Here is a 13,733-nt window from a genome sequence, read left to right as displayed (position 1 = left end):
AGTATGATAAAATTCACGAGGATTTCTTATGTTGTTTTATATTGGTCTTGGGATGCAGTTAGTTGGTTTTGCCTCTGTCGGGCTGTGTCTTTTTGCAGGGATGACGAAGGGCGATTACGGTCAGCTTGAACTTATCCAGTTAATTGGTGGCTCACTTATGTTCTATGTCGGAACTTTTGTGAAAGGCAGAGGTGCTAAGTGATTATTCTTGGAATCGACCCAGGATCAAGAAAGGCCGGATATGCGCTGATCGACGTTCAGGGAAAAAAGATTTCTTATATTGCCTCAGGTGTGCTCAAATACGACCATGTCGATGAATTTATCGACCGCTTGGGAATGATCTATCAGACTTGTGATGAGCTGATGACAAAATATCAACCGGATGAAGTTTCGGTTGAAGCCTTAATTTATGTAAAAAGTGTCGAGGCCCTAAGTAAACTTGCGCAAGCAAGAGGTGCGATGGTGGCAGCGTTTTCACGCACTCGCAAAGGAAAAATTTTCGAGTATGCGCCAAATACAGTTAAGTCTTCGGTAACCGGTCACGGTCACGCGGATAAAGATGCTGTAGATAAGGCGATGAATATGATGTTTGGAAAAATGACTTTCAAAACATCGGATGAATCGGATGCGCTGGCGATTGCCGTGTGCCATGCGCTTAATCGCAATATGAAAATGAAACTTATGGGGAAATCACTATGATTGGTTTTTTAACTGGGGAAGTTCTTTTTAGTGATGGGAATGAGTCGATCATTCAGACCACTAGTGGCGTAGGATACCAGGTTTTCTACAACAAAGTTTTAGTTGAAGGAACATCTGCGGCCGTCTATATCGCCCACATTATTAAAGAAGACTCAGAAACACTTTTTGGTTTTTCTTCTCTTCGCGCTAAAAAACTTTTTGAAATGCTTTTAACAGTTAAAGGCATTGGCCCTAAGTCGGCATACAACCTGATTTCAAATTTGGGTGTAAATGAAATTATCAACGCAGTTAATCTGGAAGCGAAAGCTACATTAACCAAAGTTCCAGGTCTTGGGACTAAGGGGGCTGCGCAAATTGTCCTGGATTTAGCTGGGAAAATCGACCGCGTAAAAATGTACAGCGATTCAACAAAAGTTGTCAGAGGTGGACTGGCCCCATCTGCAAAAATTGATTTTACAACGATTGAAGAAACTCCTTATATCGAAGAAGTGGTTTCAGTTGGCAGTATTAATCAGCACGAAATCATGAATGACACTTTAATGGCCTGTAAAGAACTGGGCTTTAAAGAAGATAAGATCATTCCAATCGCCCAAAAAATTCTTGGTGCAAACTTAATTACAAAACCAGAGCAGTTAATTCACCTGGTTCTTAAAGAATTATAATTATGATTTTTGAAAACGACGAAAACAACCGCATGCTAGGAAGTGAATCTCATTCAGAGGAGTTTAAGCACGAAGTGCTTCTTCGCCCTACAGATTTCACGGAATATGTCGGTCAGAAAAAAGTCGTGCAAAATATCGACGTTATGGTTGAGTCGGCTAAAATCAGAAACTCAGCTATGGATCACGCGCTTTTATCTGGTCCTCCGGGACTGGGGAAGACATCTCTTGCTATGATCATTGCTAAATCTATTGGCAGTGAACTGCACGTGATTTCAGGCCCGGCGATTGAGAAAAAAGGTGACCTCGCGGCCATTTTAACCAATCTTGGCCCTCGCGATGTTCTCTTTATCGATGAGATCCATCGCATGCATATTTCAGTGGAAGAAATACTTTATTCAGCAATGGAAGACTACCGATTGGATATCGTTATCGGTCAGGGACCTTCAGCGCGCACAATGCAAATTCAGGTGGCACCTTTTACTTTAATTGGAGCGACAACACGATCGGGTCTTTTATCAAACCCGCTTCGCGACCGTTTCATGGCCCATTTGCATTTTGACTTTTATAACGAGCATGAGCTCGCTGAAATTGTCGAAAACAACGCTAAAAAACTCAATATCGTTCTTGAGCAAAAAGCGCTGCAGTTGATTGCGGCCTGCGCACGTGGAACGCCAAGGATCGCTAACCGTATTCTCAGACGAGTTCGCGATTTCGCCTTAGTTAAAGGTGAAACAAAAATTTCAGAAGAGTCTGTGACTAAATCTCTTTCTTTGATGGAGATTGATTCTTACGGACTTGATCGCATGGACAGAAAAATCCTTCAGGTTATCGAAGATTACTATAAAGGTGGACCTGTCGGAATTGAAACTCTGTGTGCGACTCTCGCGGAAGACCGCACGACGATTGAAGACGTATATGAACCTTATCTTCTCAAAGAAGGTTTTTTACTGAGAACTCCTCGCGGAAGAGAAATCAGTCAAAAGTCGCGCGATCATCTTTTAAAAATGAAAGGGTTTTAAGCTGTTGTCTTAGAACTCTTGTTCACGATTGCCATAATAATTTTTGAATCGCAGATAAGTTTGTTGTCGTCGTTGTAAATTTCAATGCGCCAAGTTTGCGTGCTTTTTCCCATGTAAATATTTTTAGCAACGCCACGGACGTGACCTTTTGTCGCCGATCTGATGTGAGTGGCTTCAATGTGTTGACCTACGGCCATTTTTTCATTGGTATCGATGCACATATTGGCCGCGATACTTCCCAATGTTTCAGCAAGAACACAAGAGGCCCCACCGTGCAGAAGTCTTGCTGGTTGGAACGTGCGTTCATCAACAGGCATAGTCCCCTCAAGAGTGTCTTCTGTCATATTAGTTAATTGAATCCCTAGATGAGTGACTAGAGTTTTTTGACTCATTTTATTCATGCGATCTAAATCGACATCGTGAAACCAGATTTTAGCCATAAAGATTCCTTAAAAAAGCACAAACCCGATACCGGCACCAATGCGGTTGACGGTTAATTTGGTTGGACCTTCAAGCATATGGCGTTTGTAGAGAATGTGGTAAGTGAAACGACTTTCACCCTTAATACTTGCGAACAATAATAGGCGCTGTCCTTCGAATTTATCAATAGTATTTTCTGAAGTTGTGTCAGATTTAATTGATTGAGCAAAACTGCCTTTAATTAATATTTTTTGATCGCCTACAAAGAATGTTTTTCCAGCACCGATAGTACCATAATAGATCTTATTTTGATTCATTCCCAATGGCGCGCCATTGATGAAAGATGTTGTGTTAAAAGTAGAAAACTGTTCGTAATCCATTCCACCATAAAGAGAAATTCCGGCCCAAGGCGTGAGTTGTTGGTAATATAAGTTATAGCCAATCTCATCTTTGGTCTTTAGTTTGTTTGAAGTAACTCCATCTCCATTAAGTTTTGATTCACGCAGCTGTGACCAGTAAAAACTTGAGCTGATCATACGATTGGTTTTATCCAGAAAAACAGTTGTTCCTACACCAAGAGAAAGAGGAGAGTTTTGTGTGCTCTTGATACTCCCTTCCTGGGTTGTTAGTTGTTCCTGAAAATCTCCGGCCGAAGCAGTGTACATGGCAAAAACGGTGAACTTATTTGTTCCAATTGGTGTCTCGGCATCAGAGTTAAGAACGTTGTAATTTCTCTCTGCCTGAAGTTTATCAGCATACGGATGAGAGACGTAAACCGGGTAAGGGTATTCGATATAAATATTGCTAAAAAGTGGGATTTCATTCCACGTTGTGATGTGTGGATTCCATACCATTAGGTCTTTTTTAAACTCATCAATTCGTTTGCCGTACTTTTCTTTGTAGCGAGAGACGAGCTTATTGGCGATGCTATCGAGAGACTCCTTGCCTTTAATCATATAGACCGTCGGTCCTTCATTTGACTGAGCAAAAGACTCCGTCATTGAAAAAACAAGAGAGAAACTCACGAATATTGCAGTTAAAAATGTCTTCATATTAACTAATTTTAATAGGATTTTTTATAAAATCATCTCTGGCTCATCCTTCTGATTAAAGGCATTTTTTGCCGAAAGAAAAAGCACTCTTTGGCAATCGACCATGTAAAAATTACATACTCTCTTTTTATTTTTTTTATTTTACGCTCATTAAAACTCAATCAAGGAAGAATTATGAGCGAACAAAACTTATCCAATAAAGTTGATCTCTTTGCGTTTGAATCTCGCAGTGTTTTTTTAACCGGACCTGTTGAAGCCGAGCTCGCTTTAAGAATTAACCGCGAACTTTTAGCTTTAGAAAAAGCTAACTCAGCGGCACCAATTATCATGTGGATCAACTCACCTGGTGGCGAAGTGTATTCAGGCTTTTCAATTTACGACACAATTCAATTTATCAAACCAAAAGTGATCACCATTATTTCAGGTATGGCCGCGAGTATGGGCTCAGTTATTTCACTGGCCGCAGAAAAAGAAAACCGCTTTATGTTTCCACGTTCAAAAATCCTTCTGCATCAACCACTCATCGGTGGAACAATCACTGGCCCTGCTTCAGATATCGCCATTCACGCAAAAGACATCATCGATTTAAAGCATAAAATGCACGCTCTCTATTCTGAGCGAACTGGTATTCCTAAAGAGCGCTACGAAGAGATGATGGAGCGCGACCGCTGGGTCTCTCCCGAAGAAGCCATCTCTTTGGGGCTAGTTTCTAAAGTGATCTCCTCAAGGGCCGAGCTTGAAAAGTTAGTTTCCCCTTAAATTTAAATTGGTTAGGTCAGACATGAAATAGACCATTAACCCTTTGGAAACAAAGGGTTTTTCACTAAATAATATGATAAAAATGCTCTTTATTTATTGAGGAATTTTTTCATAATTAGGTGATTTTCCCTCTGAAAAAGGCTAAATGGGGTATTATAAGAGCGAGGCACTCGGGTAACACCACATCGGCAAGATTTATTTCTTCTGTCCTCCCTCCTAACAGTTTATAATATGTTTGTAGTTGCCAATAAATTACGCGACGATTAAATTATGGTAACTATTAAAGAATTAGGTAATTAACAGAATGCTTAACCAACGCACGATTGCTAAAAAATTATCAGTGACAGGTATCGGAATCCACTCAGGAAAGAAGGTAACCCTAACTATGCATCCAGCAGAGGCGGATTTTGGTATTCAATTCAAGCGCGTGGATCTTCAAGATGCCCCAGTTTTAAAAGCAAATGCTTTAACTGTAGGTGCAACTGAAAATAATACAACTATTGGTGCTGGAGTTAATGCTGTTCACACAGTTGAGCACTTACTCTCTGCTCTTTATGGTTTTGGTATTGAAAACGTTTACTGTGAAATCGATGGACCAGAAGTTCCAATTATGGATGGTTCGGGAGCATCTTTTGTTTTCCTTCTGAAGGAAACAGGGATCGCGACTTTAAATAAATCAAAAAAATTCTTAGTCGTACTAGAAAAAGTACGTGTTGAGTTTGATGACAAGTGGGCTGAGATAGAACCATCATCTAAACTGGTGATTGATTCAACAATCGTATTTGCTCACCCGACAATTAAAACTCAAAACAAAGTTTTCGAATTCTCATGCGAAAACTACATCAATGAAATCGGCCGTGCCCGCACATTCGGTTTCGTAAAAGACGTAGACGCATTAAAGAGAAAGGGACTGATCAAGGGTGGATCTCTTGATAACGCAGTCGTTCTCGACGATTATAAAGTTGTTAACCCTGAAGGCCTTCGCTTCCAGGATGAATTCGTACGCCACAAAATTCTTGATACTGTAGGGGATATTGCCCTTATGGGTTATGAAATTGCTGGCAAAGTGACGACTTATAAATCAGGTCACCATGTTCACAATCTTCTGTGCAGAAAACTTCTAGCTACTCCATCTGCTTATGAGATTGTTTCTGCCGCATCATTAGAACGCGAGACAGTAGAAGCATTCTCACTCCCCAGAGCGCTACAACCATCATTTCAATAGTAGCGACTTTGTAGTAACATCAATTTAATTTATTTCACCGAAAAGGATCTTTATGAAACTATCTACTGGTTTTTGGCAGACGTATAAAGAAGTTCCAGCTGACGCTGAGATTGCTTCTCACCAACTTATGATTAGAACAGGACTTATCCACAAAGCTGGGTCAGGTCTTTATAACTACCTACCAATGGGGCTTCGCTCGATTAGAAAAGTAGAGAACATCATCCGTGAGGAATTAGATAAGATCGGGTGCTTTGAAATCACCATGTCTGTCGTGACTCCAGGAGAGTTGTGGCAGGAAACAGGACGCTGGGACAAGATGGGAGGTCTAATGCTTCGTTTTAAAGATAAAAAAGATGCTGATCTTTGTATCTCTCCAACAAACGAAGAAGCTGTAACAGACATCTTTAGAAAGACGATTAAGTCTTATAAACAATTGCCAGTTACACTTTATCAAATCAACACAAAATTCCGCGATGAAATCAGACCACGTTTTGGTCTTATGAGAGGTCGCGAATTCACTATGAAAGACGCTTACTCATTCCACTTGGATAAGGCGAGCTTAGATGTGGGGTACCAGGCGCTTTACGATGCCTACACTGCGATCTTTACGCGTTTAGGGCTGGAATTTATCCCTGTTGAAGCAGACGGTGGAGCGATGGCCTCATCTGATTCTAAAACACACGAGTTCCAGGTTGTAGCCAACTCAGGCGAAGACCTAATTATCTACTCAGCTGAAGCGAAATACGCCGCGAACATTGAAAAGGCCCAAACGAAAAGAGCTCCAACAACGTACGATATGAACGTTGTTCCAATGAAAGAAGTAGAGACAGTGAAAACTGAAACGATTGAAGCCGTTTGTGCTCTTTTAGGTCAGACAGCAGCTCAAAGCTTAAAGTCGATGGTTTATACAGCGACAACCGGTAATGAATCAAAAATGATTCTAGCGATGATGATTGGAGACGATTCAGTTAACGAAATTAAACTACAAAACTTCTTAAAGTGTGATCACCTTGCAGCTTCTTCTGAAGACGAGCTTAAAAAAGCAAAACTATGGAAAGGTTACATTGGGCCATTTGGTCTTGAGGGGCAACTGGAAATTATTTTCGATAATGCTGTTAACTTAGATGCTTCATACACCATCGGAGCAAATAAAAAAGACGCTCACGTTATGGGGTTCAACCCAAAACGCGATATGAAAAAAATCATCCAGGCTGATCTTCGCCTTTCAAAAGCGGGAGATTTAACTCTGGATGGAAAACACACTGTTGTTGAAAAACGTGGGATCGAAGTTGGTCACGTTTTCCAACTTGGTGACAAGTACACAAAAGACATGAAGGTAGGGGTTCTGGACCAAAACGGAAAACTAGTGACTCCACTTATGGGTTGTTATGGAATTGGTGTAACGAGAGTTGTGGCCGCAGCTATCGAGCAAAACCACGATGCTAACGGGATCATCTGGCCAAAATCAATCGCACCATACGATGTATATTTCGCAACAATTGTGAAGGCTGAGGAATTTGCTAAAATCGCAGACGAAATCTACGCCGATATGAAAAAAGCGGGAATCGATGTTGTCTACGACGACAGAAACGTAGGCCCAGGTAACAAATTCAAAGACGCCGACCTTCTGGGATTACCGTATCGTGTAGTTCTCGGAGAAAGGGACTTTGGAGCTTCTGGCGAGCTGGAAATCATCGAGCGCAAAACTGGAACTGTAACGAAAGTTAAGCGCGATGAACTGATTTCTACACTTAAGAATCTATTGAAGTAATTTGAGTCTTTTTTCTTTTTCTATTCAGTCGAACCATGCTGAAAACCAGCATGGCGGCTGCATAGAGAATGCATCCTAAAATCACCAGTGCCCTTTGAGTCGAATTTTGCAGGTCATTCCAGGCCATCTTGCCAGTCAAAAATAATTTAGCGCTAAATACACTTTCAGGAGAAAGGCCTTTCCAGGTCATAAAAAATCCGGCCAGGCAAATAAACATAAAAACCTGGCAGACCATCATTCCAGTTTTAAATGAACGTTCTTTAAGGGAGCCGGCTTCGCTTGCCTGCCAGATAATATTCATCGTTTTTAACTGCTCCATCGTGACCAGGTTGCTGTTTTTTAGCAAGGCCTTAAGGCTGTATTGAGATTTGAAACGAAGAAAGAGATAAAGAGCAGAGGGCAGAATACCAAAAATAATAACTGAGCTGATAAGGCCAAAAGTAAATGAAGTGAATTTGATATAAATTGCAAAATCCAAAATGGCAAAAAGGAGAAATACCAAACCGAAAATAAGATAAGTGTTGTCTCTTAAAATGACATTTTCTCTACATCCATTGAGGACCAACACATCTACTTTCTGTCCAATCGTGTGTTTAATCTCAGCGTTTCCGCCGCCAATGAAAATGACTTTCTCTTTATCGCTGAACTTATATTCAACGACCGGACAATAATAAAAACCGTGGTATCCATTTGGGTGAGTCCTTGGGGAATTTTGTTTGCGGTGAAGGGCAATGACTTTGCCAGGATACACTTTCCCAGATTTGCTGTAGGCCCAGTGAATGAAGAGCGCTCCAAGAGCAAAATAAAAAAAGACCGCGGCAATGATCATCAAAACCAACATATCCACCTTTCCCTGTAAAACTTACTTATATTCTAACAAGGTCCGGGATTTATAAAAGCCCCAGGGCTTCTAAAGTTGCTTTTGTGGTCATCCTCTTATAAAAAGTGTTCATTCTTAGAGATTCTACATTTTCAGGACAGAGTATGGACCACGACATGATCATTGGCATTCACAGTATTGCCGAAGCTATTAGAAACCCGGAAAGACAAATTTTCGAAATCGTCACAACGGACGAAGGCTTCCAGGAATTTAAAAAGCGCAGTGGTCTTCGCGATCATGAAATCCCACTTAACAAAGTAAGATGGCTTGAAGGCCACGCACTTCAAGAAGAAGCAAAGAAAAACTACCGCGACCTTGATCTTGAATTCCAACGTGTCCCAAGTGGGATTTTTATGTTGGTAAGTCCGATTAATATTTATGAGCCAACTTGGATCTACAATCAGTTGGAGAGTCGCATCCCAATTAAGATTTTAGCTCTTGATCAGGTGACTGACGCCCACAACGGCGCGGCCATCATGAGAACAGCTGCTTTTTACGGCGTAGACGCAATTTTAATTTCGGCTAAGGGGAACTTTGGTCTTGGGCCAGGATTTTCTCGTATTGCCTCTGGAGCAACTGAGCACGTGAAAATTGTCCGTTGTTCGGCCCTTCCAAAAACAATTACAAAAATTAAAGAATTGGGTGCAACTTGCATCGGTTTATCTGAACACGCTTCAGGAACTTTGGGCGAAATGGATCATTCAAAACCAATTTGTTTAGTTTTGGGCGCAGAAGATGTGGGTATGTCACATGCTGTTAGCAGAGTGGTTGATACGACAATTGCCTTTAAACCCGCAGGGAAAATCAAATCTCTCAACGTATCAGTCGCTGCAGCAATTGCGATGGAAAAAATTTTTGGAGCAGTTTAACGACAATTTTTTTTAAAAAAAAGATTGCCTTTAAAAACACCATCGTTTATAAAATACCCCTAGCATAGCGGTTAGATACTGTAGGCTGACTTAGCTCAGTTGGTAGAGCATCGGTTTTGTAAACCGACGGTCGTAGGTTCGATTCCTATAGTCAGCTCCATCTTTATCTTAAGTGAGAGCTGGAAAATGAGGAGAGATTGCCGAGCGGCCAAAGGCAACAGACTGTAAATCTGTCGGTTTATACCTTCGAAGGTTCGAATCCTTCTCTCTCCACCACTTTCTAACCAGTGTTATCTATGCGGGCGTAGCTCAGTTGGTAGAGCGCCACCCTTCCAAGGTGGATGTCGCAAGTTCGAATCTTGTCGCCCGCTCCATTCTCTACCCAATCTTTAATAATTTATTTACATAATACTTAACGATTTTGCTCTCGTGGCTCAGTGGTAGAGCACTCCCTTGGTAAGGGAGAGGTCATGGGTTCAATTCCCATCGGGAGCTCCACTTTTTTTCCTCTTGTCAGAGGGGGGCTTCACAGGCATACTGTTGACTTAATTTAGAACCCGTTATAATTCCATATAAAAAAATTAATTCTTTTAGAGAATAAATGAAGAAGGAGAGACCAGATGGCTAAGGAAAAATTTGACCGTAACAAACCTCACGTTAACATCGGAACTATTGGTCACGTAGACCATGGTAAGACGACACTAACAGCAGCAATTACAATGACAATGGCAAAACACCACGGTGGAGCAGCTAAGTCATACGCAGATATCGATTCAGCACCAGAAGAAAAAGCACGTGGTATTACAATTAACACTGCTCACGTAGAATACGAAACAGCAACTCGTCACTACGCTCACGTAGACTGTCCAGGTCACGCTGACTATGTAAAGAACATGATTACAGGTGCAGCTCAGATGGACGGTGGTATCCTTGTTTGTTCAGCAGCGGACGGACCAATGCCACAAACGAGAGAGCACATCCTTCTTGCTCGTCAGGTAGGGGTACCAGCTCTAGTAGTATTCCTTAACAAAGTAGACATGGTAGACGATCCAGAACTTCTACAACTTGTAGAGATGGAAATGAGAGAGCTACTTTCTTCTTATAACTTCCCAGGGGACGCGATTCCTTTCGTAGCTGGATCAGCTCTAGCAGCAGTAGAAGGACGTAACCCAGAAATCGGTGAAAACAAGATCATCGAACTAATGAACGCAGTAGATTCATACATTCCAGCTCCTCAACGTGATGTTGATAAGCCATTCCTAATGCCAGTAGAGGACGTTTTCTCAATCTCTGGACGTGGAACGGTAGTAACTGGACGTATTGAAAGAGGGATCATTAAAGTTAACGACGAGATCGAAATCGTTGGTATCCGTGATCTTCAAAAGACAACTGTAACAGGAATCGAAATGTTCCGTAAGCTTCTAGACCAAGGTCAAGCAGGGGACAACGCGGGTCTACTTCTTCGTGGAACGAAGAGAGAAGATATCGAGCGCGGCCAGTGTCTTGTTAAGCCAGGGTCAGTAACTCCACACGCTAAGTTCGTAGGTGAAGTTTATATTCTTACAAAAGAAGAAGGTGGACGTCACACTCCAATCTTCAAAGGATACCGTCCACAGTTCTACTTCAGAACAACAGACGTAACTGGGTCAATTGAACTGAACCCAGGTGTAGAAATGGTAATGCCAGGTGACAACACAACTTTCAAAGTAGAGCTTATTTCTAAGATCGCTATGGAAAAGTCACTTCGTTTCGCGATCCGTGAAGGTGGACGTACGATTGGTGCCGGAACTGTTGCTGAAATTAACGACTAGTTCTAACTAAACTCACAAAGTTTACAAAGCGGGCCGAAGAAATTCGGCCCGCTTTTATCTCAAAGTAATTTTCTCAATGGGTGTATAGCTCCAATGGTAGAGTAGGTGATTCCAAATCACTTGGTTGTAGGTTCGAATCCTACTGCACCCGCCACATTTTCTAACCGTCGCTTTGGCCAACAGGCCGCAACGCGCCGAATTCTTTCAAATCTCGCTAGACAAATCGGGTTTTTTCTTGCATATCTATTAGACTCTAATTTTTTTATCCCAAAGAAAGGTTAACTATGTCGATCATTAAGAGCGAAGACTCAAGAAAATGGATTACAGCTCTAGTTGTAATTGCATCAGCATTAGCAGGATTTGTTGTCTATAAATTCGTAGGACAACTTGGTGACTGGTTTGATTTAGAAACAAAAATTTCTAACTACAGTGTTGTAGCTCAAGGACTTGGTTTTGTTACTGGTCTAGGGACATTCATTTACATCCTAAAAAACAATGAAACATCAACATACTTACAAGAAGTTTATAATGAACTTGTGAAAGTTGTATGGCCGTCGAAAGATGCCACAGTGAAAATGACAGTAGGGATTGCGATCGCTCTTGTTGTTGTTGCTGCAATCTTCACATCTGTAGATTTCATCTTCAAAAAAGTATTAGAGTTCCTTTATTAATAACATCTATTGGTAACTAAAATTATGGCTGAAACAAATCACGATACGGTTGAGCTAGCTAAGGGCGATACACCAGATTTCAAATGGTACATTGCTAAGGCTCAGACTGGACAAGAAAACAAAGTAACAAAATCTCTTAAAGAGAGAATCGTTAACTATAAAATGACTGATCTTTTCGCTGAGATCCTTGTTCCTGAAGAAACAGTAGTAACAACTGCTAACGGGAAGAAGAAGACCATCAAGAAGAAGTTTTTTCCAGGTTACGTCTTGATTAAGATGATCATGAATGATAAGACTTGGCACCTTGTTAAAAGCACTGACAAAATCACTGGTTTTGTTGGGGGAACGTTAGATAAGCCAGCTCCAATCACAGAAGAGGAAGCTGCGTACATGACTTCTCAAATGGAAGACGGGTTCAAAAAGCCACGTACGTCTGTTAATTTTGCTGAAGGCGAGTCTGTTAAGGTTATTGAAGGGCCGTTTGCTAACTTCGTAGGAACAATCGAAGCAGTAAGCGATAAAGGTAAGATTAAAGTTAACGTTTCAATCTTTGGTCGTCCGACTCCAGTAGAGTTAGACTTCACTCAGGTTGAGAAAATTTCATAATAAAGCATTTGTTGGGATAAGCAGGAGTTTATATGGCTAAGAAAGTAACAGGTTTCATTAAATTACAAATCGCAGGTGGTAAAGCGAACCCATCTCCACCAATTGGACCAGCTCTTGGTCAAAAAGGTGTAAATATCATGGAGTTTTGCAAGGCTTTCAACGCAAAAACTCAACAACAAAACGGTGTTGTTCTTCCAACGATCATTACAGTTTACTCTGACAGATCGTTTACATTCGTTACAAAAACTCCTCCAGCAACTTACCTTCTAAAAGATAAGTTAAAACTGGAAAGAGGAGCTCAAAAGCCAGGTTCAGAAGTTATGGCTAAAAAAGTTCCAAAGAAGACGGTTGAAGAAATCGTTGAAGCTAAGAAAGTTGACTTAACTGCTGGAACAAAAGAAGCAGGAATGAGAACGATCGAAGGATCAATCCGTTCAATGGGTCTAAAACTAGATTACTAATTAAAAATCCCAATTACGGGAAATAGGGTGGGAGACTTCACAGTCGTTTGACCACAGGAGAATACTATGCAAAAGCCGGGAAAGCGTTACGCAGAAGCCGCAAAGAAGATCGATAGAACTAAAGTCTATTCATCTGACGAAGCTATTAAGCTAGCTAAAGAAGCAAAATCAGCAAAATTCGATGAAACAGTTGATCTAGCGTTCAGACTAGGGGTTGACCCACGTCACGCTGATCAAATGATCAGAGGAGCTCTAGCTCTTCCATCAGGTACAGGTAAGTCTGTAACTGTTGTTGCGATCACTTCAGGGTCAAAAGTTGATGAAGCTACAGCTGCTGGTGCAGACTTCGCAGGTGGAGATGATATCATCACAAAAATCGCAGGTGGATGGCTAGATTTCGACCGCGTAATCGCATCTCCAGACATGATGAGTAAGCTTGGTAAAGTTGCTCGTCTTCTTGGGCCACGTGGTTTAATGCCAAACCCAAAACTTGGAACTGTTACAACTGATATCGCTGGAGCTGTAAAAGAGCAAAAAGCAGGTAAAGTTGAGTACAGAACTGAGAAAACAGGTATCGTTCATATTCCAATCGGGAAATCTTCTTTCACTGTTGAGCAACTTAAGGCTAACTACGCGGCAGTTCTTACTGCAATCGTAAAAGCTAAGCCAGCTTCAGCGAAAGGAACATACATTAAATCTCTAACTCTTAGTACAACTATGGGGCCAGGGATCAAGATTGACACTGTAGAAGCGTTTAACGCTGTTTAATTAAAGTTTACTGTAGGGATTGATGAAAGTCGGTCTGTTAAATTTCTAACCCAAGTTTAA

At 41.2% G+C, this 13,733-nt stretch carries 16 protein-coding genes and 5 tRNA genes; 18 read left to right on the top strand and 3 right to left on the bottom strand.

The features are described 5' to 3' along the window. Nucleotides 1-28: 28 nt before the first annotated feature. The 4 genes from C0V70_RS19110 to ruvB are packed head-to-tail and all read left to right on the top strand — an operon-like array spanning nucleotide 29 to nucleotide 2,380. Nucleotides 29-202, top strand: coding sequence for a hypothetical protein (locus C0V70_RS19110; protein ID WP_158649747.1), 174 nt, complete (start codon nucleotides 29-31; stop codon nucleotides 200-202). After that, nucleotides 199-699, top strand: a complete 501-nt coding sequence (ruvC, locus tag C0V70_RS18270; protein ID WP_102245302.1) for a crossover junction endodeoxyribonuclease RuvC — start codon at nucleotides 199-201, stop codon at nucleotides 697-699. The genes C0V70_RS19110 and ruvC overlap by 4 nt, the downstream gene beginning before the upstream one ends. Continuing rightward, nucleotides 696-1,361 carry a Holliday junction branch migration protein RuvA gene (gene ruvA, locus C0V70_RS18265; protein ID WP_102245301.1) on the top strand — a complete coding sequence of 222 codons (666 nt, stop codon included), beginning with the start codon at nucleotides 696-698 and terminating at the stop codon, nucleotides 1,359-1,361. The genes ruvC and ruvA overlap by 4 nt, the downstream gene beginning before the upstream one ends. A 2-nt stretch (nucleotides 1,362-1,363) precedes the next feature. Next, nucleotides 1,364-2,380 (top strand): Holliday junction branch migration DNA helicase RuvB, encoded by a 1,017-nt coding sequence (gene ruvB, locus C0V70_RS18260; protein WP_102245300.1) that lies wholly within the window; start codon nucleotides 1,364-1,366, stop codon nucleotides 2,378-2,380. Here the strand turns inward: ruvB and C0V70_RS18255 are convergent. After that, the gene (locus tag C0V70_RS18255; protein WP_102245299.1) at nucleotides 2,377-2,820 is read right to left on the bottom strand and encodes a hotdog fold thioesterase; all 444 of its coding nucleotides are present in this window, start codon (nucleotides 2,818-2,820) and stop codon (nucleotides 2,377-2,379) included. The genes ruvB and C0V70_RS18255 overlap by 4 nt on opposite strands. A 9-nt stretch (nucleotides 2,821-2,829) precedes the next feature. Next, nucleotides 2,830-3,852, bottom strand: coding sequence for a hypothetical protein (locus C0V70_RS18250; protein WP_102245298.1), 1,023 nt, complete (start codon nucleotides 3,850-3,852; stop codon nucleotides 2,830-2,832). 174 nt (nucleotides 3,853-4,026) lie between these two features. Here C0V70_RS18250 and C0V70_RS18245 point away from each other — a divergent pair, with 174 nt between their 5' ends. From C0V70_RS18245 to C0V70_RS18235, 3 genes are all read left to right on the top strand, one after another. Further along, entirely contained in the window at nucleotides 4,027-4,611 is a 585-nt protein-coding gene (locus tag C0V70_RS18245) for a ClpP family protease (RefSeq protein WP_133566655.1), read from the top strand. A 304-nt stretch (nucleotides 4,612-4,915) separates the two neighbouring features. Then, nucleotides 4,916-5,836 (top strand): UDP-3-O-acyl-N-acetylglucosamine deacetylase, encoded by a 921-nt coding sequence (gene lpxC / locus C0V70_RS18240; protein ID WP_102245296.1) that lies wholly within the window; start codon nucleotides 4,916-4,918, stop codon nucleotides 5,834-5,836. A 52-nt stretch (nucleotides 5,837-5,888) separates the two neighbouring features. After that, nucleotides 5,889-7,607, top strand: a complete 1,719-nt coding sequence (locus C0V70_RS18235; RefSeq protein WP_102245295.1) for a proline--tRNA ligase — start codon at nucleotides 5,889-5,891, stop codon at nucleotides 7,605-7,607. Here the strand turns inward: C0V70_RS18235 and C0V70_RS18230 are convergent. Next, a complete protein-coding gene (locus C0V70_RS18230; RefSeq protein WP_102245294.1) occupies nucleotides 7,588-8,448 on the bottom strand; it encodes a DUF3592 domain-containing protein in 861 nt (286 codons plus the stop codon). The two genes, C0V70_RS18235 and C0V70_RS18230, sit on opposite strands and share 20 nt — an antisense overlap. Nucleotides 8,449-8,591: 143 nt before the next feature. On the opposite strand from C0V70_RS18230, the gene C0V70_RS18225 reads away from it, so the two are divergent. The 11 genes from C0V70_RS18225 (at nucleotide 8,592) to rplA (ending at nucleotide 13,673) form a co-directional block, all read left to right on the top strand. After that, complete coding sequence (locus C0V70_RS18225) at nucleotides 8,592-9,356, top strand: TrmH family RNA methyltransferase (RefSeq protein ID WP_102245293.1); 765 nt, start codon at nucleotides 8,592-8,594, stop codon at nucleotides 9,354-9,356. An 84-nt stretch (nucleotides 9,357-9,440) separates the two neighbouring features. Beyond that, nucleotides 9,441-9,516: transfer RNA gene (locus C0V70_RS18220), tRNA-Thr, on the top strand. A 30-nt stretch (nucleotides 9,517-9,546) separates the two neighbouring features. Further along, a tRNA-Tyr gene (locus tag C0V70_RS18215) sits at nucleotides 9,547-9,632 on the top strand. A 22-nt stretch (nucleotides 9,633-9,654) separates the two neighbouring features. After that, a tRNA-Gly gene (locus tag C0V70_RS18210) sits at nucleotides 9,655-9,730 on the top strand. A 49-nt stretch (nucleotides 9,731-9,779) separates the two neighbouring features. Next, nucleotides 9,780-9,854: transfer RNA gene (locus C0V70_RS18205), tRNA-Thr, on the top strand. Nucleotides 9,855-9,976: 122 nt separating this feature from the next. Further along, complete coding sequence (tuf, locus tag C0V70_RS18200; protein WP_102245281.1) at nucleotides 9,977-11,167, top strand: elongation factor Tu; 1,191 nt, start codon at nucleotides 9,977-9,979, stop codon at nucleotides 11,165-11,167. A 78-nt stretch (nucleotides 11,168-11,245) separates the two neighbouring features. Continuing rightward, nucleotides 11,246-11,321 (top strand) — tRNA-Trp (locus tag C0V70_RS18195). A gap of 130 nt (nucleotides 11,322-11,451) precedes the next feature. Beyond that, the gene (secE, locus tag C0V70_RS18190) at nucleotides 11,452-11,838 is read left to right on the top strand and encodes a preprotein translocase subunit SecE (protein WP_102245292.1); all 387 of its coding nucleotides are present in this window, start codon (nucleotides 11,452-11,454) and stop codon (nucleotides 11,836-11,838) included. 24 nt (nucleotides 11,839-11,862) lie between these two features. Further along, nucleotides 11,863-12,444 (top strand): transcription termination/antitermination protein NusG, encoded by a 582-nt coding sequence (gene nusG, locus C0V70_RS18185; protein WP_102245291.1) that lies wholly within the window; start codon nucleotides 11,863-11,865, stop codon nucleotides 12,442-12,444. A gap of 32 nt (nucleotides 12,445-12,476) precedes the next feature. Beyond that, on the top strand, nucleotides 12,477-12,905 hold the full coding sequence (gene rplK / locus C0V70_RS18180; protein ID WP_102245290.1) for a 50S ribosomal protein L11: 429 nt from the start codon (nucleotides 12,477-12,479) through the stop codon (nucleotides 12,903-12,905). 66 nt (nucleotides 12,906-12,971) lie between these two features. Then, nucleotides 12,972-13,673, top strand: a complete 702-nt coding sequence (gene rplA / locus C0V70_RS18175; RefSeq protein WP_102245289.1) for a 50S ribosomal protein L1 — start codon at nucleotides 12,972-12,974, stop codon at nucleotides 13,671-13,673. Nucleotides 13,674-13,733: the final 60 nt, after the last annotated feature.

It is taken from the genome of Bacteriovorax stolpii (genome assembly GCF_002872415.1).
Taxonomy (GTDB): domain Bacteria; phylum Bdellovibrionota; class Bacteriovoracia; order Bacteriovoracales; family Bacteriovoracaceae; genus Bacteriovorax; species Bacteriovorax stolpii.
Note: the sequence above shows the minus strand (reverse complement) of the source record. Positions and strands in the feature narration are given on the sequence as shown.

Excerpts from the sequence above, each read along its gene's own strand:
- C0V70_RS18245 (WP_133566655.1), top strand. The coding sequence starts at position 4,027 with ATGAGCGAACAAAACTTATCCAATAAAGTTGATCTCTTTGCGTTTGAA.
- ruvA (WP_102245301.1), top strand. The coding sequence starts at position 696 with ATGATTGGTTTTTTAACTGGGGAAGTTCTTTTTAGTGATGGGAATGAG.
- lpxC (WP_102245296.1), top strand. The coding sequence starts at position 4,916 with ATGCTTAACCAACGCACGATTGCTAAAAAATTATCAGTGACAGGTATC.
- secE (WP_102245292.1), top strand. The coding sequence starts at position 11,452 with ATGTCGATCATTAAGAGCGAAGACTCAAGAAAATGGATTACAGCTCTA.
- nusG (WP_102245291.1), top strand. The coding sequence starts at position 11,863 with ATGGCTGAAACAAATCACGATACGGTTGAGCTAGCTAAGGGCGATACA.
- rplK (WP_102245290.1), top strand. The coding sequence starts at position 12,477 with ATGGCTAAGAAAGTAACAGGTTTCATTAAATTACAAATCGCAGGTGGT.
- C0V70_RS18230 (WP_102245294.1), bottom strand. The coding sequence starts at position 8,448 with ATGTTGGTTTTGATGATCATTGCCGCGGTCTTTTTTTATTTTGCTCTT.
- rplA (WP_102245289.1), top strand. The coding sequence starts at position 12,972 with ATGCAAAAGCCGGGAAAGCGTTACGCAGAAGCCGCAAAGAAGATCGAT.
- C0V70_RS18250 (WP_102245298.1), bottom strand. The coding sequence starts at position 3,852 with ATGAAGACATTTTTAACTGCAATATTCGTGAGTTTCTCTCTTGTTTTT.
- tuf (WP_102245281.1), top strand. The coding sequence starts at position 9,977 with ATGGCTAAGGAAAAATTTGACCGTAACAAACCTCACGTTAACATCGGA.
- C0V70_RS18235 (WP_102245295.1), top strand. The coding sequence starts at position 5,889 with ATGAAACTATCTACTGGTTTTTGGCAGACGTATAAAGAAGTTCCAGCT.
- C0V70_RS18255 (WP_102245299.1), bottom strand. The coding sequence starts at position 2,820 with ATGGCTAAAATCTGGTTTCACGATGTCGATTTAGATCGCATGAATAAA.
- ruvB (WP_102245300.1), top strand. The coding sequence starts at position 1,364 with ATGATTTTTGAAAACGACGAAAACAACCGCATGCTAGGAAGTGAATCT.
- C0V70_RS18225 (WP_102245293.1), top strand. The coding sequence starts at position 8,592 with ATGGACCACGACATGATCATTGGCATTCACAGTATTGCCGAAGCTATT.
- C0V70_RS19110 (WP_158649747.1), top strand. The coding sequence starts at position 29 with ATGTTGTTTTATATTGGTCTTGGGATGCAGTTAGTTGGTTTTGCCTCT.